We start from the raw sequence: 16,444 nt of genomic DNA on the forward strand, positions 1-16,444 counted from the left end.
TCTGGCACGGGAGGAGCTTAAACCGGCAACTTCCGGAAGATCGGGCGCGGCACGTGGCGCAGACCCATCATGACGAAGCGCCAGGGGCCGGGAGTCCAGACGATTTCCTTGCCCTTGTCCGAGGCGGCAACAGCGAGCTTCGCGACGATGTCCTTGTTGACCGTCAGCGGGGCTTCCTTGACGTGGGCACTGAACTGCGTGCGCACCATGCCGGGGCGAACGACGGTCACCTGCGGTCCGAATTCCGCGAGAGCCTCGCCGAGCCCGAGGTAGAAGCCGTCGAGGCCCGCCTTGGTGGAGCCGTAGACGAAGTTGGCACGCTTGACGCGTTCGCCGGCTACGGACGACATCGCGATGATCTTGCCGAAGCCCTGAGCCTTCATCTTCTCGCCGAGAAGAACACCGACCGAGACGGAAGCGGTGTAGTTGACGTTCGCGACCAGTACCGCCTTGCGCTGGTTCTGCCACAGCTCTTCGGAGTCACCGTCCAACGCAAAAGCGACGATGGCCACGTCGACGTCACCGTTCGAGAACGCCTGGTCGATCACCTTCGGGTGCGACTCGAAATCAACAGCGTCGAAGTCGATGAGCTCCACCGAGGTGGCGCCCTTGGCTTCGAGCTGCTTGACCGCAGCTTCGCGTCCCGGATCGCCGGGGAGTGCCGCCAGAATGACGCGCAACGGCGCCTTCTTCAGGTACTCCTCACAGATGGCGAGGCCGATCTCGGAGGTTCCACCGAGAAGCAAAACGGTTTGCGGGTTACCTACAGCGTTGATCACAGTTCCAGCCTTCTGGACATATCGGAGGCGAAAACGCCTGTGGGGTCGTACTTGCGGCGCGTCGCGATCCACTCGTCGATGCGCGGGTACATGGCGTGGAAGGTTTCCGCGGACGTCCGCGAATCTTTGGCCGTGTACAGGCGTCCGCCGAATTCGAGGACACGCTTGTCGAGTTCGGTGACGAACTCGTTCAGGCCAGGCTTGATACGGAAGTCGACGCAGATGTTCCAGCCCGGGATCGGGAAGCTCAGCGGCGCCTGGTTGCCCTCGCCGAAGAGCTTGAACACGTTGAGGAACGAGTAGTGCCCGCTGCGCTGGATGTCGACGATGATCTTCTTGAATTCGTCGACTGCCTCCGGCGGAACCACGAACTGGTACTGCAGGAATCCGTTGGATCCGTAGCCACGGTTCCACTCACCGAACATGTCGAGCGGGTGGTAGAACTGCGTCAGATTCTGGACCTTGCCGCGGTACGTACCAGCCTTGCGGTACCAAACCTCACCGACAGCGCTGAAGATCGGCTTGTTCGCCAGGCCGTTGGGGAAGACGTCGGGGAACGTCAGGAGCTGCGGTGCATCGAACTTGAGCGGGTTCTTCTGCAGCTTGGCCGGAAGCTGATCGAGCTTCGCCAACGATCCGCGCGAGACTGCCGCACGGCCGAGCTTCGGGGGCGCGGCAATCGCGTCGAACCACGCGCTCGAGTAGTCGTAGTTGGCTTCGCTGCCGTCGCTGTGCAGTGCGATGGTCTCGTCGAGGGTGTTGGTGACGTCACCGTCGGCGATGAAGTACGCCGTCTCGGTCGGTGTCATCTTGATGGTTGCCCGCAAGATGATGCCCGTCAGGCCCATGCCGCCGATCGTGGCCCAGAACAGCGCGGCCTTGGGGTCGTTGCGCCCGCCCTTGGGAGTGAGCGTGCGAACCTTGCCGTCGGCCGTCAGCAGATCCAACGACACGACGTGGTTGCCGAAGCTGCCCGCGCTGTGATGGTTCTTGCCGTGGATATCCGAGCCGATGGCGCCGCCGATCGTGACCTGGCGAGTACCCGGCAGGACCGGAACCCACAGGCCGAACGGCAGAGCAGCCTTCATCAGCTGATCCAGATTTACGCCGGCGTCGACGTCCACCAGAGCGGTGTCGCGATCGATGCGGTGAATGCGGTCGAGTGCATTCATGTCGATGACCAGGCCGCCGGCGTTCTGCGCCGGGTCACCGTACGAGCGGCCGAGGCCGCGCGCGATGACGCCGCGTCGCAGATGCGAGGGCTTGGAATCGTTCTGTTCCGCAACCTGGGCGACCGCGTTGGCGATCACTTCCACGTCGGGGGTGGACAGCACCTGTGCAGTGGTGGCGGCGGTGCGTCCCCAACCGGTGAGGGTGCGGGCTTGGGTGTGGAGAGCCGGCTTCGGCGTCTCTTCTGCTGTCGTGGACATCAAGGTAGAGGTTACCTGGGAGTAGTGCCGACGGCTCCGACTCGAGTGGTTACTCTCGTCGTCGTGCCCGAAACACCTGCAAGTCACCAGCACGAACCCCATGTCCCGCTGCCCGTCGAGATTCCTGTCACGACGGACATCGCCGACGACGCGATGGACCTGAAAACGCAGATCGTCAGGTTCGTCGCGACGGGTGGCCTGTCGGCGGTCGTGGACTACGGGCTGTACGTGCTGCTCCTGGCGCTGGGGTTGCCGCGCGTCGCCGCCAAATCGCTGAGCTTCGTCGCGGGCACCACGACGGCGTATCTCATCAATCGTCGGTGGACGTTCAAGGCCGAGCCTTCGCGGGCCCGCTTCATCGCGGTTGTTGCGCTGTACGCGGTCACTTTTGCCGTTCAGGTCGGACTCAACGAAGTGATGGTCCATGTCTTCGACGAACATTGGTGGCGGACACCGCTGGCCTTCGTCATCGCGCAGGGCACCGCGACGGTCATCAACTTCATCGTTCAGCGGGCAGTGATCTTCAAGATCAAGTAACGGTTCGGGGTGGATTAGCGCATTCGTCCGGTTTCTCGAGAGAGAATCGAGCGCATGATCATCGTTCTCGATTCTTCGGCCCTGACCAGGGGTGCACGGTTCGACACCGCCATCGCCGACGCTCGCGCACTCGGACACCGCGTCGTCGTGCCGCGGTTGGTCGTACTCGAGGTTGCGAGTCGCTACCGCGAGGAATCGGCGGAGATGATCGCGGCCCTGAGCGTCCAGGCGCGCATGTACGACCGACTGGGGTTGCGGCGCGACCTCACGAGGTTTGTCGACGCGGCTCACGACAAGGCCGACGGCTACGTCGACGACGTGATCGAAGACCTCGTCGCGATCGGCGTCGAAGTGGTCGATCCAGTCGACGTTTCGCATCTCGAGGTGGCCGAGAGGGCGATCTCTCTGCGCCGGCCGTACGTCGACAAGAAGAAACGTGACGGATATCCGGCGACGCTGAATTGGCTGACCGTGCTCGATCTCGCCGACCGCAACCCGGGCGTCGACGTGATCTGGGTCAGCTCCGACGCACGGGCGTACGGCGATGGCGAAGACGGTGTGTGGCATGGCGACCTGGCACACGAACTGGCGGCGCGTGGCCTCGAGTATCGGGTCCGGTGGGCGTCGGACATCCCGGTGATCGACGGACCGGTTCAGGTGGAGGAAGTCGCTGAGGTCGCCCCCGAGGCCCCGCAGATTGTTCAAGGTTTTCTGGAGCCGGAAGCGGTGGTTCCAGCAGAGATTCCCGAACCCGTGGCTTCCGTAGCGCCCGCGGCACCTGCAGTAGCTCCCGCACCCAAGCCCGTTCAGCGCGCAGCGCGGACGAGAGTTGCGCCTCAGCGCATCGAGCCAGCTCCGAAAGCTCAGTCCGGTGGACTGCGCGGTCTGGGCAAGGTCATCGGCGGGCGGAAACGAAAGGTCACGATCGTCGACGATCTCGACGAAGTCGACCTCTTCGGTGCCTGATCGCTTCTAATCTGGACAGATGTCTCTGTTGCCGACTGTCAGTCGTAGGACCGGAACTCGATACGGCAGGCCGAGTATCGAATCACAGGTCCTCTACAACGCGTGCCGATGGATGCTTCGGCCCGTGGTCGGGATCGCGCCGCTGACGCCTGGCGCCATGCGCCGCGCCGCAGTTCTGGACTCGGCCGCGGGTGTGCGCATTCCGTTCGGGATCGATCGGGAGGCGATTCGTTTTCCGGGTTTCGACGGTGAACTCGTGCGCACGGCAGGCTCGACGGCTGATCTGCGCGACGGTGTCGTTCTCTACCTGCACGGCGGTGGGTTCATGTGCTGCGGGCTCAACACGCATCGGCCGGTGGTTTCCAGCATCGCCAAGCGAACCGGCCTTCCGGTCCTGCACGTCGCGTATCGGCAGTTGCCGAGTACGAGCATCAGCGGGTCCGTCGACGACTGCCTGGATGCATACCGGTGGCTCCTCGAACAGGGAGCATTGCCGGAAAAGGTTGTCTTCGTGGGTGATTCGGCCGGAGGTTTCCTGGTCTTCGCGACGGCGCTTGCAGCTGTTTCCGCCGGGCTCGAGGTTCCGGCCGGTCTTGTCGGACTCTCACCGCTCCTCGATCTCGATTGCACCGCCAAATCGGTCCATGCCAACGCTCGACGTGACGTCATCGCCCCGGTGTCGGCCTTGATGGCGATCGGAAAGCTTGGCGGACAGACGAACTCACCCATCGACGGCGATCTGGCCGCGTTGCCGCCGTCGTTGCTGATCGCCGCCGAATCCGAGGTGCTCAGAGTTGATTCGGAGGTCATGGCGCAGCGACTCGCCGCCGCCGGGGTGGACTGTTCGCTGCAGATCTGGAACGGACAGGTTCATGCGTTTCCCGCCGTCTGGCCTGGCTTGCCGGAGAGCCGGGCTGCCCTACGTGACGTTGCCAGGTTCATTCGCACCAGGCTCGATACGGTCCCGCCCCAGGAATCAGAGATGTAGTGACGCGACAACCGCACGGGCGAGCGCGTCGGCGGATCCAGGGGCGAATGGCAGAAAGAGTTCGGGCTCGATCAATTCCACTTCCATGAGCAGTGGTTGATCCACCGGCCCCACGACGTCGACACGCGCATACAGCAATTCGCCGGGGACGCATGGGGCTGCGGCCAGTGCCGCGTCGGCCACCGCGAGTTCGGCGGCGGACGGTTCGTGGAGGTGGTTGGTTCCGCCGTGGAATTCCTGCACACGGAAGTCGTTGGCGGCCGGGATCTTCCGGACCGCATGGGAGTAGCGTCCGCCGATGTGGATGATCGAGCGCTCGCCGTCGACGACGTCCGAGATGAAGGGCTGGACCAATGCGTCGTTGCCACTCTCGAGGATGGAGCTGAGGTGAGCGTGGGCCTGCGCGGACCCGGAGGCAAATTTTCCGACTCCGACAGCGCCGGCGGACACCGCAGGCTTGACGATGACGTCGGCACTCTCGAAGGAAGGGAGGGTGAGTGTTTCGCTCTTTCCGGCGGTGATTCCGGCGGCGAGCACAGCGGTGGGGACGATGGGGACGCCGGCCGCGGCAAGTTCGGTCAGGTATCCCTTGTGGGCGTTCCACTTGACGATCGTGAGGGGATTGGCGATCGGGGCGGTCAGCTGATCGAGGACGGCAAGAAATTCGCCGAGGCGCTGGGTGTAGTCCCACGTAGACCGGATCAGAACCAGGTCGGCGTCGATATCGCGGAGGGACGGGCTTGACCACGGCGCCATTGTCGACGCAATGCCGTAGGTGGTGAGAGCTTCCATGACGAGTTTGCTTTCGACATCCGCCTCGCGGGCGGCGCCGTCACAGGTGAGGAGAAGGACCGTGGTCATGCCACGATGCTTTCACGGCTAGAGCTCTTGGAGGCTAGCGAGGTGGTCCCTCGTCGAGAACCAAGGACCCGGCCCCGGGCTGCCCCGTTGCGTCCACCCACGTCAGCGCGACGGTATCGCCGGGGCGGTGCGAGCTCATCGCCGCATTGAGATCCGCGGACGACGCGATCCGGCTGTCTCCGAACTCCGTGATGACCGCACCTTTGGTGAGCCCCACCCGTTCGGCTGGCGAATCGAAGCTCACGGCAACAACTTCCGCGCCGGGCGGCATTTCTGCGTGGTCCTTCACCGCGACACCGAGTACGGGTGTCGGTCCCACGCGCACGGTTTCGGAGGAGCGGCCACCGAGTACCTGCTCGACGATCGGTAGTGCCGTGTCGATCGGTATCGCGTAGGACTGAGGCGCCGGCGAGGTTTCGGTGCGGTCGGTGACGGCGTTGCCCGCGCTGCTGACGCCGATCAGTTCGCCCACAGCGTTGACCAGCGGGCCACCGGAATCGCCCGGCCGGATGTCCGCGTCCACCTCGATGAGGCCCTTCAACTGGTTTCGCGAACCGTCGGACACGTTGCGGGTGTTGACGGTGACACCGAGGTTGGTGATGACGCCGGGAGCCGGGACGGGTTTTCCGCCACCTTCGGCATTTCCGATTGCGGTGACGGCATCCCCACGAGCGGCTTCCGTGGACTTGCCGACCACTGCCACCGGCAGATCGGTGGCGCCCGCAAGGCGCAGAACGGCAAGGTCGCTGACGCTGTCGTAACCGAGGATCTCGGCGTCGTAGATCAGTCCGTTGGACATGCTGACGGCGGTGACGTCCGAGGCTCCGCTGATGACGTGGTGATTCGTGAGCACCACTCCGTCAGCGGAGAGCACGATCCCGGTTCCTGCGGTGGTGGTGAATCCGGCCGGCGCGGTGATGGTGACGATGGTGGGGACCACCCGGGCCGAGAGTTCGTCCGGAGTGAGCGGAACAACCGGCGCGGCTGGGGTGGTCGTGATGACCGTGACGGGAGCGGACTCGATCGTGCCTGGAGTCAGGGGCGGGGCGACCAGCGCGAGACCGCCGAGTCCGGCTGCGAGAACGACGGCCGTCCACAGGCCGCGTCTGCTCGCACGTTTGGTCATCCAGCCGTCCGTCCCGCCGGTGTCATGCCATCGAGTGTGAAAGGTGAAGATTACCGATTCTGCGAATCTTCGGCCACAAAACCGGGCAACAGGCCGTCTGCGCGGAGCGTCGCGAGGGATGGTGCGGCAGCGTCCTTTGCGGAGAGCTCGTAGGTGAGGGGGTTGCCGTTACGATCCCTCTTCGGCCATTCGATCGCGAGTTCCGGATCGAAGGGATCGAGGTCGCGGTCCAGGTGGGGGGAATATTCGATGCTGCACAGATACATCACTGTCGATCCGTCTTCGAGCGAAAGGATCGCGTGGCCGAGGCCTTCCGCGAGGAATACTGCTCGTCGTTCGACGTCGTCGATCACCACCGCGTCCCACTCGCCGAAGGTCGGTGATCCGACGCGCAGGTCTACGACGACGTCGAGGAAGGCACCTTTCACACAGGTGATGTATTTCGCCTGTCCGGGTGGATCGTCGGTGAAGTGGATCCCGCGGAGGCTGCCGGCTTCGGAAACCGAGCAGTTGGCCTGGGCGAGGTCGAGAGTGCGGCCGGTCGCGGCGGTGAAGGTAGAGCTTTTGAACCATTCGAGAAAGACGCCGCGATGGTCGCCGAACTGCTTCGGCGTGATCTCCCAGGCTCCGGCGATTTTCAGTGGACGAATTTCCACGTCACCATTCCTTGCCGTGCTCGAGCAGTTCGAGTAGATAGTCGCCATACCCGGATTTGCCCAATGTTTCTGCCTGAGTGCGTAATTGGTCGGAGCTGATGAACCCCTGACGCCAGGCGACCTCTTCAGGTGAACCGATCTTGAGGCCCTGGCGGTGTTCGATGGTTCGCACGTAGTTCGCAGCTTCGAGCAGGGAATCGGGAGTGCCGGTGTCGAGCCACGCCGTTCCGCGAGGGAGGACGTCGACAGAGAGTTTGCCTGCCTCGAGATAGTGCCGGTTGACGTCGCTGATTTCGTATTCGCCACGCGCAGAGGGCTTCAGAGTGCGTGCGATGGCCACGACGTCACTGTCGTAGAAGTAGAGGCCAGGGACCGCGTAATTGGATTTCGGTGATGTCGGTTTTTCCTCGATGGACACCGCCCGGCCGGAGTCGTCGAATTCGACGACCCCGTAGGCAGTCGGGTTCGACACCCAGTAGGCGAAGACCGCGCCACCATCGATGTCGGAGAAACGCCTGAGTTGGGTTCCGAGACCGGGGCCGTAGAAGATGTTGTCGCCGAGGACAAGCGCTACGGATTCGGATCCGATGTGATCCGCGCCGAGGGTGAATGCCGTTGCGAGGCCATTGGGTTCGTGCTGGATCGCGTACGTGAGATTCACGCCGAATTGTGAGCCGTCGCCGAGAACCCGGCGGAATTGTTCGGCGTCGTGTGGGGTCGTGATGATCAAGATGTCGCGAATGTCGGCGAGCATGAGAGTGGAGAGCGGGTAATAGATCATCGGCTTGTCGTAGACAGGCAAGAGTTGCTTGCTCACTCCGAGGGTGATCGGGTGCAACCGCGACCCGGTGCCACCGGCCAGAATGATTCCGCGCATGCGTGCAGTGTCCTGCACTCCTGCCCGCCGATGCAAACGGGACATGGCGAATTCGGCCGCTAAAGTGGGAGTTCGTTCGATGAGCCTGAGGAGATGAAGTGCGACTACTGGTCACCGGGGGTGCCGGCTTCATCGGTGCCAATTTCGTTCATCAGACGGTGTCGACGCGTCCCGACGTGGAAGTCACGGTTCTCGACGCCCTGACCTACGCCGGAAATCGCCAGTCCCTGGCGTCGGTCGAGGACCGGATCACGTTCGTACACGGCAACGTCGCCGACGAGCCACTGGTTGACGATCTCGTCTCGCGCTCCGACGCAGTTGTGCACTTTGCTGCCGAAAGCCACAACGACAATTCCCTCGCCGACCCCGAACCGTTTCTGCGCACCAACGTCATGGGTACGTTCTCGCTCCTGCAGGCAGTGCGTTCACACGGGGTCCGCTATCACCACATTTCCACCGACGAGGTGTACGGAGACCTCGAACTGGATGATCCGACGAAGTTCACGGAGGCGACACCGTACAACCCGTCGAGTCCCTACTCGGCGTCGAAGGCGTCGAGTGACCTTTTCGTGCGCGCCTGGGTGCGCTCGTTCGGGATCGCGGCGACCATCTCCAACTGCTCCAACAACTACGGCCCGTACCAGCATGTGGAGAAGTTCATCCCACGCCAGATCACCAATCTGATCGACGGGGTACGTCCTCGGTTGTACGGGGAAGGTCGCAACGTCCGCGACTGGATTCACGTCGAGGACCACAATCGTGCGGTGTGGGACATCCTGGACCGCGGAAGGTCCGGCGAGACGTATCTGATCGGCGCCGACGGTGAAACCGACAACCGAACCGTGATTGGGACCCTGCTCGAAATCTTCGGACGCAAGCCGGACGATTTCGACTTCGTCACCGACCGCCCCGGGCACGATCTGCGCTACGCGATCGATTCGACGCGACTCCAGCAGGAACTTGGGTGGAAGCCGCAGTACCGCGATTTCCGAAGCGGACTGGAAGCCACCGTCGAGTGGTATCGCGACAACGAGAAGTGGTGGCGTCCGCAGAAGGCCGGCGTCGAGACACAGTATTCCGCTTCGGAGAAAGTCGTCGACTGAGCCTCAGGCTTTGGTGGGGTCCGGCACCCGGGAACGCTCGTGTACGAGTGCGTTGCGCAGGACTCGTGATCCGGACAGCGCAGCCACGACGCCGGCAAAGACCTCACAGAGGGTGAACAGCAGCCTCGACGCCAGTGCGAGGCCGAGCGCGACGCCGGCATCCATGAACGGCGAAAGCGCCGCGACGATGACGGCTTCGCGGACACCGATTCCGGACGGGACGACAAACACGAGGACGCCCGCGCACATACCGAGGGCTAGAGCGCCGATGCACTCGACGAGCCCACGAATTTCGAATCCGGCCGAACTCGACGCGAGCAGCCACAACTGGATGCCGTAGAGCACCCAGCTGGCTGCGCACCAGCCCAACGCGAGGGCGATCTTGTGCATCGTGAGCGGTTTGTGCAGTGGTGCGCGGCGGAGCAGTTTCAGTGCGAGGTTCACCAGGCGTGTGAGCACCGGCGGATACGCGCAGACAAGTGCGATCGGGACCAGGATGATCACGCCGACCGCGGCTACTGTGCTGACCTCGAACAGGGCGGGCAGACCGAAGAGTCCGACGACCAACGCCGAAGTTGTACTCAAACCCACCGTGACAAGTACCGCGACGAAACCTGCCGCCCGGGACACGCCGGCGCGCCTGACAAGTTCCGTTTGCAGAACGAATGCCCAGACGCTGCCGGGAAGGTACTTGCCGAGTTGGCCGACCAGATAAGCGCGCGCGGCGTCGAATGCCGGTATCGGTTGTTCGAGTGCGCCGAGTGCGTGTTGCCAGGCACGCACTGCGGCACCCATGCCGAGGAAGATGAACACAGACGAAGCGGCAAGCGTCCACCAGTTCAGCTCTGTGATCGTGTTCTTGACCTCGGACCATTGGGACTTCACCGCGAAGACGATCGCAACGACGATCGCGAGGGTGACGAGCACCTTGAATCCGTTGACGAGAAGACCACGCAGCGCGTTCGGCGGTGCGGCCGGTTCGACGTCTTCGACCGGTTGTTCAGATTCGGGAGAGGTACTCACGCGCCTGCATCCCGCCCGTTCGTCATTTCGCAGACGATACCAACCAGGATTTGCCTCGCTACACCACGAGCGGTTTGTCGGCGCGTTCCCGCCACCAGGTGAAGGCTTCCGACAGTGAGTCCGGAATGGCCGGTGACGTACCGAAGCTGCCCGCGGAGTAGACGGCTTCGATCGCAGCGATGTCTTCCTCCGAGATACCCGATCGACTCATTCCGATTCGGTTGACACCGTGCAGTGACACCGGGTTGCCGAATGCTTTGGCGAAGGGCGGAACGTCCTTGACCACGACGGTTCCCATCCCGACCATGGATCCGGAGCCGACGACGCGTCGTTGGTGCGCGACAGTGTGCATGCCCAGGTTGACGCCGTCTCCGACGCTGACATGCCCGGCGAGCGTCGTACCGGATGACACGACGCACCGGTCACCGATCTGAACGTCGTGCTCGATTCCGACTCTGTTCATCACGAAGCAGTCCTCGCCGATTTCGGTTCGCCGTTCGCTGCCCTGGTGGACGGTGCTCAATTCGCGAATCGTCGTTCGAGCACCGATTCGAATTCCCAGACCGGCGCTGACGGACCAGGACGTGGGGTGCAGCGCGCCGAGGATCTCGGGGGGAGCTCCCAGTACCGTTCCCGCGCCGATCCAACAGTCGTCGCCGATCTCGAGTGGGCCGGTCAGTACGGCATTCGGCCCGATGGTCACACCTGTCCCGATCAGTACGTCGGCGCCGATCGCGGCGGTTGGATGGATGTGGCAGTCGGCTCGTTCAGACATGCGGGTTCCGGAATCCTCTCGAAGTATCGAATCGTGTTTCGATACGCTTCCTGGGTTGTCGGGGTATTTCGTTCCGACGACGGTCGGATGAATCTATCGGAGGTAACTCAGTGATCGCGATATCCAGTATCTCGTTCGGGGAAGAAGTCGAGCGCGAGGTGCTGGACACTCTGCGATCGGGGATCGTCGCGCAGGGACCCAAGGTGAAGCGGCTCGAGGACGAGTTCGCAGCGCTGGTCGGGACGCGACACGCGGTGGCGGTGAACAACGGCACGACCGCATTGATCGCGGCTCTTCAGGTGCAGGATCTTCAGCCCGGCGACGAGGTTCTGACCACGCCGTTCACGTTCGTGGCCACGCTCAATGCGATCCTCGAGGCGGGTGCGACGGCGAGGTTTGCCGATATCTCCGAGTCCGATTTCAATATCGACCCTGCTGTCGCTGCCGATCGAATCGGGGAGCGCACGAAGGTTCTGATGCCGGTTCATCTGTACGGCCAGTCGGCGGACATGGATGCGTTGGTGCCGTTGGCATCGAAGAATGGTCTGACTGTCGTCGAGGATGCCGCTCAAGCGCACGGAGCGACGTTCGACGGGCGAGGCGCCGGCAGCTTCGGCGTGGGTTGCTTCTCGTTCTACGCAACGAAGAACCTCACGACCGCCGAGGGCGGAATGATCACCACCGACGACGATGCGATCGCCGATCGACTCCGTGTCCTGCGTAACCAGGGGATGCGGGCGCGCTACCAGTACGAGATGGTCGGCCAGAACTACCGGATGACCGATCTTCAGGCGAGCTTGGCTCTGCCCCAGATGGCGACCTACATGCAGCAGGTCGAGGCCCGTCGACGCAATGCGGAGGCCTTGCGCGTAGGCCTGAAGGACGTCGAAGGACTGATCTTGCCGAGCGAGCTGCCGGGCCGCGGACATGTCTGGCATCAGTTCACGTTGCTGCTGGCCGAGGACGCACCGATCACTCGCGATCAGTTGAGCGAGCGTCTGGCCGCGAAGGACATCGGTAGCGGCATCTACTACCCGAAGGCCGTCTACGACTACGAGTGCTACCGCGAACATCCGCGCGTCGTCGTCGAGGAGACGCCGGTGGCCACTTCGGTGGCATCGCGGTGCCTGAGCATCCCCGTCCACGCTGCGTTGTCCGCCGGCGACGTCGATCAGATCGTTGCCGCAGTACGCGGCGCCATGGAGGCCTGAAAATGACTGCTAGCAAGCCACGTATCGCCCTCGTCGGATCCGGTCAGATGGGCTCGCTGCATGCGCGGGTCATCGCACAGTCGGCACTGTGTGAGTTGGATCTGCTGATCGAGCCGCGCGAGGAGCAGGGCAAAGCTGTTGCTGCGCGGTTCGATACGCGTTGGGCCGCAGATTTCGACTCGCTCGACGGTATCGACGCCGTGGTGATCGCCGCGGCTACGCCCGCGCACTACGAGTTGGCCGGGCGGGTTCTCGATCTGGGTAAGCCCGTCCTGGTGGAGAAGCCGTTGGCGGCGACGTACGAGCAGAGCGTCGACTTGGTCGATCGTTCACGCGCGTCCGGTGTTCCCCTGATGTGTGGACTGCTCGAACGGTTCAATCCCGCTGTCCGCACCGCCCGTGAGTTCTCCGGCGATGTGTGGCAGGTGAACGGTATCCGCCACTCTCCGTTCGTTTCCCGCATTCCGACGGGTGTCGCGACGGACCTGCTGATCCACGATATCGACCTTGCCATCGGATTTGCCGGTTCGGAACCCAGTTTGGCAAAGGGGGAGTTCGGCTACTTCCATCCGACGTCCGTGCAGAACCGGTCGGAAGATTGCGCCGACGCCGTACTGCGGTTCGGATCAGGGGCTGTTGCAACGATTTCCGCGAGCCGAATCAGTCAGCGCAAGATTCGCCAGCTGTCGTTGCTCGAGGCCGATCGACTCATCGAGATCGATCTCTTGCGTCGCGACATCACCATCTACCGGCACATCGACGACAACATGCCTACCGATCGCGACGGCTACCAGCAGCAGACAGTCATCGAAATTCCGACGATCCGTTACAGCGAGGAACCCCTGGCCGCGCAGCTGACGCATTTCCTCGGATTGGTGCAGGGCACAGGTGATGCCGACGGTGAGCGGGCGTCGATTCTGCCCGCTCACCGCGCGGTTCACGAAGTGACGGAATCTGCGTTGGCTGCGGCGTTGTCGTCCTGACCGCTGCGTCGGCGTCGGAAGGCCCAGGCTCCTTGCGAGAGTGCCAGGAGTAGTCCGACGCCGGCGACAGTCCATCCGAAAGTGCTTCCGGGTGGACTGAATTCGATGGTGAGGGCAGATCCGGACGCGGCACTCGGCGGTAGATCGACCTGCAACAACCCGCCGGGGCTCGCCTTCGTTTCGACCGTCTGACCATCTACAGTCGCGGTCCAGCCGGGCCAGGCGAGCAGGGCGAATGTCACCGTGCCGGACCCGGTGTACTCGACGGTTTCCCGGGTGTCCGTAGCGGCAGCATCGCCACGCACGTCGAGACCAGGCGTCGTTACGGATACGCGGCCGTCGGGCCACTGATGCTCGGTGGTGCGATGGCCGACGGTAACCATCCGATCCGGCGATACGGTCCACTCGCCTTCGGGTAGGGCGTCGAGGGCGCGTTTTCCACCGTACGGTCCGGAATTCTGAACTACGACCGTATCGATACGCATCGCGTCGAGCCAGGACACTCCGGTGCCCGGTGATTCGGCGAGCAGTCGGTCGACGCCGTCCGGACACTGGACGCCGCCGTAGTAGTTCAAGCACAGCGCTTGAACAAAATCGTTGTAGCTGATTCCGGCGTAGCTGTTGACGGCATTGACACCGGCCGGCTGCCAGGCGCTGCCGAACAGGAGGTCACCCCACTGCCCGGTTTCATTGTCCGGCGGAATGTTGACGGGGTCGGCGATCGCGAAAGTAGTTCCCTGGTAACGGTCCTCGAACTTGGACTCGAGGAACGCCACCTGCCTGGGGAACTTCCACGGTGTCACGTTGTAGTTCCCGGTGAACCAGAAATTGGTCTGGGCGCTGAGCACGACGACGATGCCGACAGCGAGGGCGCCGGCGAGGTAGCGCGGTTTACGGTAGGCCACAACCAACGCGAGAACGGTGAGAACCACGGTGATGAGCAGTGACGCCGAGTGAATGCCGATATCTTCCGGGACATTCGACCAGGCAAGATAGAACTGAAGTGCCAACAATCCCGCGGTGATGATTGCTCTCGTCTGGATTCGGTCACGATGTAGTCCGGCGGAGAGGGCCACCGCCGTGACCACGATGGCGGGCAGTTGACCGTACTCGAGCAGTCGCGCCGGCCAACGGAACAGCCAGAGATTCGACGGTCCGAGAAGCAGCACGACGTAAATTCCGCCGAAGACGAAGAGCGAGACGCTGTGGCGGCCCAACTTCTTCAGTGACTTCCATTGAATCCACGGTGCGAGCGGTATGAGGAACCAGGCCAGGTACACCAGTGGAATTGTCATGGCGGGCAAAGCGAAAGCGGTGACGTACGGCTGGTTCGACGGACCGGAGAGGTTGAGCAGATCACCGAGATCGGGTCGAAGCGAACCGTCGTTCGCGATTCCGGACTGGGTACGCACCGACACGCCGGTGGTGAACAGCAGTGGTAGGTACACGATCAGCGACATCATGATGATCGCTGCCGCGCTGATCATCAGTGATTTGATGCTGCCTGCGCGTTTGACGGCGATGCATTCCGCTATGACAGCGAGGTAGACGACCGCGACACCGACTGCGCCGTACGGGTTGCCGGTGGTCATCGCGAGATAGCCGAAAATGATCGGTACCAGAGGGTTCACCCGGCCGAGCGCGCTGGCGCGAGTGGACCACCAGACGTGAGGGATCCAAGCGAAGGCGATCAGCCCGGACGCCCAACTGGACGCGTCGAAATAGAGCGTGTATCCGGCGAACGGCATGGCAAAGCCGGCGATGAAAGCCATCGACCGATTGGCGCCGTACTGGCGGGCCACCAGGTAGACGCCCACCGCGAGTACTGCCATGAACTGCATTTTGACCAGCGTGATTCCGATACCCAGGTTCGGAATGAGCGCAATGGCAACCGAATCCAGAAGGATCACGGGATTGTAAGTCCCGTAAAGGGCTTCGGCGGTGACGTTGCCGCCGGCCCACAATTCGGGAATGAGCGTCGGCCACGAACCGGACAGGATTCGCTCGCCGATCGTGTGCCAACCAGGCGTGAAAGCTGCTGCGCTGTCGTCCCAGTAGTAGAACCACCGGTTGGAGATCAAGGGGATGGCGGCCACGATCGACACCAGAGCGGCGAGAAGAATTGGCGGCACCACGCGTTGTGCGAGCGATAAGTCAGATTTCACGATGTGCTTTCGTCTTCGAGTCGATGGCTGTTGTCAGAGCCTGGGTCGTGCTCTTTTTCTCGGAGCCTGGGCTGCGCCTTGTTTCTCGGAGCGTAGTATTCCGACGAGTTCGAACTGCAGTCGGGGAAGTAAGGAGATCGGGACGTGGCGATATCGCGGACGGAACCCGTTCGTGGGGAATCAGCTACGCCGGAACTCTCGGTGATCATCCCCGCATACAACTCAGCCGAGGTGCTGGAGTCGACGGTGCGTCAATTCGCCGAGTACTTCACCAGCCGCCCGGCCGAGAGCACCGGGCAAGTCGAGATCATCGTCGTGGAGAACGGTTCGACGGACAACACTGCCGATGTATGTGCCGCTCTGGCGGCTTCCTGGTCGTGGCCGGGAGTGAATTTCCGTCCGATGAGCAGCGACAAAGGAATGGGTGCAGCGCTTCGCGCCGGGACGCTTGCTTCTCGTGGACGGCGCGTGTTGCTCACTGCGGACGATCTTCCGTTCGGTTTCGGTGACATCGAAGGGGCCGACCGCGTGATGGCGGACCTAGGGTCCGTCCCGCCCGTGGTCATCGGTTCGAAGGCTCATTCGGACTCAGAGGTGGAACGGGGCTTGTTGCGTTCGGTGATGACGGGTGGATTTGCGACGCTGCGACGGGTGGTGCTGGGCACCCGCACGGGCGACCCTCAGGGAACTTTTATCGTCGACGGCGTTTTGCTGCGTCGAATCGCACCCTCGTTGACCGAGCGTGGTTTCCTTTTCACCACCGAATTGGACTACGCGCTCGAATTGGCCGGGGTGCGCCCGGTCGAGGTCCCGATCCGACTCAGTGACGATCATCTGGCACATGCGAGCCGTATCTCGCCCAAGGACGTGATCCAGATGGCGAAGGGTTTGTTGTCGCTTCGCCGGCGAAAGACCGAGCTGCAGGCCGCCGCTGCAGTGAGTAATCGCGGGTAAATCTGGTGTG

Annotated in this window: 16 protein-coding genes; 7 read left to right on the forward strand and 9 right to left on the reverse strand. The window is 63.0% G+C overall.

Features of this window, described 5'->3' with window-relative positions; genetic code table 11:
* Nucleotides 1-17: 17 nt before the first annotated feature.
* Both dprE2 and dprE1 read right to left on the reverse strand, forming a co-directional pair.
* Nucleotides 18-779 carry a decaprenylphospho-beta-D-erythro-pentofuranosid-2-ulose 2-reductase gene (gene dprE2, locus QM716_RS23190; protein WP_019746424.1) on the reverse strand — a complete coding sequence of 254 codons (762 nt, stop codon included), beginning with the start codon at nt 777-779 and terminating at the stop codon, nt 18-20.
* Complete coding sequence (gene dprE1, locus QM716_RS23195; protein WP_283306484.1) at nt 776-2,209, reverse strand: decaprenylphosphoryl-beta-D-ribose oxidase; 1,434 nt, start codon at nt 2,207-2,209, stop codon at nt 776-778. The genes dprE2 and dprE1 overlap by 4 nt, the downstream gene beginning before the upstream one ends.
* A 63-nt stretch (nt 2,210-2,272) precedes the next feature.
* On the opposite strand from dprE1, the gene QM716_RS23200 reads away from it, so the two are divergent.
* The 3 genes from QM716_RS23200 to QM716_RS23210 are packed head-to-tail and all read left to right on the forward strand — an operon-like array spanning nt 2,273 to nt 4,700.
* Entirely contained in the window at nt 2,273-2,746 is a 474-nt protein-coding gene (locus QM716_RS23200; RefSeq protein ID WP_283306485.1) for a GtrA family protein, read from the forward strand.
* Between the two features lie 54 nt (nt 2,747-2,800).
* Entirely contained in the window at nt 2,801-3,712 is a 912-nt protein-coding gene (locus QM716_RS23205; protein WP_283306486.1) for a PIN domain-containing protein, read from the forward strand.
* A gap of 19 nt (nt 3,713-3,731) precedes the next feature.
* Nucleotides 3,732-4,700, forward strand: coding sequence for an alpha/beta hydrolase (locus QM716_RS23210; protein WP_283306487.1), 969 nt, complete (start codon nt 3,732-3,734; stop codon nt 4,698-4,700).
* Here the strand turns inward: QM716_RS23210 and QM716_RS23215 are convergent.
* The 4 genes from QM716_RS23215 to rfbA are packed head-to-tail and all read right to left on the reverse strand — an operon-like array spanning nt 4,689 to nt 8,220.
* Nucleotides 4,689-5,561: an ATP-grasp domain-containing protein gene (locus QM716_RS23215; RefSeq protein ID WP_283306488.1), complete on the reverse strand. Its 873-nt coding sequence runs from the start codon at nt 5,559-5,561 to the stop codon at nt 4,689-4,691. The genes QM716_RS23210 and QM716_RS23215 overlap by 12 nt on opposite strands.
* Before the next feature lie 34 nt (nt 5,562-5,595).
* Nucleotides 5,596-6,687 (reverse strand): S1C family serine protease, encoded by a 1,092-nt coding sequence (locus QM716_RS23220; protein WP_283306489.1) that lies wholly within the window; start codon nt 6,685-6,687, stop codon nt 5,596-5,598.
* A 50-nt stretch (nt 6,688-6,737) separates the two neighbouring features.
* Nucleotides 6,738-7,343, reverse strand: a complete 606-nt coding sequence (locus QM716_RS23225; protein WP_283306490.1) for a dTDP-4-dehydrorhamnose 3,5-epimerase family protein — start codon at nt 7,341-7,343, stop codon at nt 6,738-6,740.
* 1 nt (nt 7,344) lies between these two features.
* Complete coding sequence (rfbA, locus tag QM716_RS23230; protein ID WP_283306491.1) at nt 7,345-8,220, reverse strand: glucose-1-phosphate thymidylyltransferase RfbA; 876 nt, start codon at nt 8,218-8,220, stop codon at nt 7,345-7,347.
* 98 nt (nt 8,221-8,318) lie between these two features.
* On the opposite strand from rfbA, the gene rfbB reads away from it, so the two are divergent.
* The gene (gene rfbB / locus QM716_RS23235) at nt 8,319-9,323 is read left to right on the forward strand and encodes a dTDP-glucose 4,6-dehydratase (RefSeq protein WP_283306492.1); all 1,005 of its coding nucleotides are present in this window, start codon (nt 8,319-8,321) and stop codon (nt 9,321-9,323) included.
* Nucleotides 9,324-9,326: 3 nt separating this feature from the next.
* Here the strand turns inward: rfbB and QM716_RS23240 are convergent, their stop codons facing one another.
* Both QM716_RS23240 and QM716_RS23245 read right to left on the reverse strand, forming a co-directional pair.
* Nucleotides 9,327-10,280, reverse strand: a complete 954-nt coding sequence (locus QM716_RS23240) for a lysylphosphatidylglycerol synthase transmembrane domain-containing protein (RefSeq protein WP_349307364.1) — start codon at nt 10,278-10,280, stop codon at nt 9,327-9,329.
* A 124-nt stretch (nt 10,281-10,404) separates the two neighbouring features.
* On the reverse strand, nt 10,405-11,121 hold the full coding sequence (locus QM716_RS23245) for a DapH/DapD/GlmU-related protein (RefSeq protein WP_283306495.1): 717 nt from the start codon (nt 11,119-11,121) through the stop codon (nt 10,405-10,407).
* Between the two features lie 110 nt (nt 11,122-11,231).
* On the opposite strand from QM716_RS23245, the gene QM716_RS23250 reads away from it, so the two are divergent.
* Nucleotides 11,232-12,332: a DegT/DnrJ/EryC1/StrS family aminotransferase gene (locus QM716_RS23250; RefSeq protein ID WP_283306497.1), complete on the forward strand. Its 1,101-nt coding sequence runs from the start codon at nt 11,232-11,234 to the stop codon at nt 12,330-12,332.
* A 2-nt stretch (nt 12,333-12,334) separates the two neighbouring features.
* Nucleotides 12,335-13,315 carry a Gfo/Idh/MocA family protein gene (locus QM716_RS23255; protein WP_019746438.1) on the forward strand — a complete coding sequence of 327 codons (981 nt, stop codon included), beginning with the start codon at nt 12,335-12,337 and terminating at the stop codon, nt 13,313-13,315.
* On the opposite strand, the gene QM716_RS23260 is transcribed toward QM716_RS23255, so the two are convergent.
* Nucleotides 13,270-15,480 (reverse strand): putative glycosyltransferase family protein, encoded by a 2,211-nt coding sequence (locus QM716_RS23260; protein WP_283306499.1) that lies wholly within the window; start codon nt 15,478-15,480, stop codon nt 13,270-13,272. The two genes, QM716_RS23255 and QM716_RS23260, sit on opposite strands and share 46 nt — an antisense overlap.
* Nucleotides 15,481-15,624: 144 nt before the next feature.
* Between QM716_RS23260 and QM716_RS23265 the strand changes: the two genes are divergently transcribed.
* A complete protein-coding gene (locus tag QM716_RS23265) occupies nt 15,625-16,434 on the forward strand; it encodes a glycosyltransferase (protein ID WP_283306500.1) in 810 nt (269 codons plus the stop codon).
* Nucleotides 16,435-16,444 lie beyond the last annotated feature (10 nt).

The sequence above is a fragment of the Rhodococcus sp. IEGM 1409 genome (assembly GCF_030056735.1).
Classification (GTDB): Bacteria; Actinomycetota; Actinomycetes; order Mycobacteriales; family Mycobacteriaceae; genus Rhodococcus_F.

Excerpts from the sequence above, each read along its gene's own strand:
- dprE1 (WP_283306484.1), bottom strand. The coding sequence starts at position 2,209 with ATGTCCACGACAGCAGAAGAGACGCCGAAGCCGGCTCTCCACACCCAA.
- QM716_RS23205 (WP_283306486.1), top strand. The coding sequence starts at position 2,801 with ATGATCATCGTTCTCGATTCTTCGGCCCTGACCAGGGGTGCACGGTTC.
- QM716_RS23210 (WP_283306487.1), top strand. The coding sequence starts at position 3,732 with ATGTCTCTGTTGCCGACTGTCAGTCGTAGGACCGGAACTCGATACGGC.
- QM716_RS23215 (WP_283306488.1), bottom strand. The coding sequence starts at position 5,561 with ATGACCACGGTCCTTCTCCTCACCTGTGACGGCGCCGCCCGCGAGGCG.
- QM716_RS23220 (WP_283306489.1), bottom strand. The coding sequence starts at position 6,687 with ATGACCAAACGTGCGAGCAGACGCGGCCTGTGGACGGCCGTCGTTCTC.
- rfbA (WP_283306491.1), bottom strand. The coding sequence starts at position 8,220 with ATGCGCGGAATCATTCTGGCCGGTGGCACCGGGTCGCGGTTGCACCCG.
- QM716_RS23245 (WP_283306495.1), bottom strand. The coding sequence starts at position 11,121 with ATGTCTGAACGAGCCGACTGCCACATCCATCCAACCGCCGCGATCGGC.
- QM716_RS23255 (WP_019746438.1), top strand. The coding sequence starts at position 12,335 with ATGACTGCTAGCAAGCCACGTATCGCCCTCGTCGGATCCGGTCAGATG.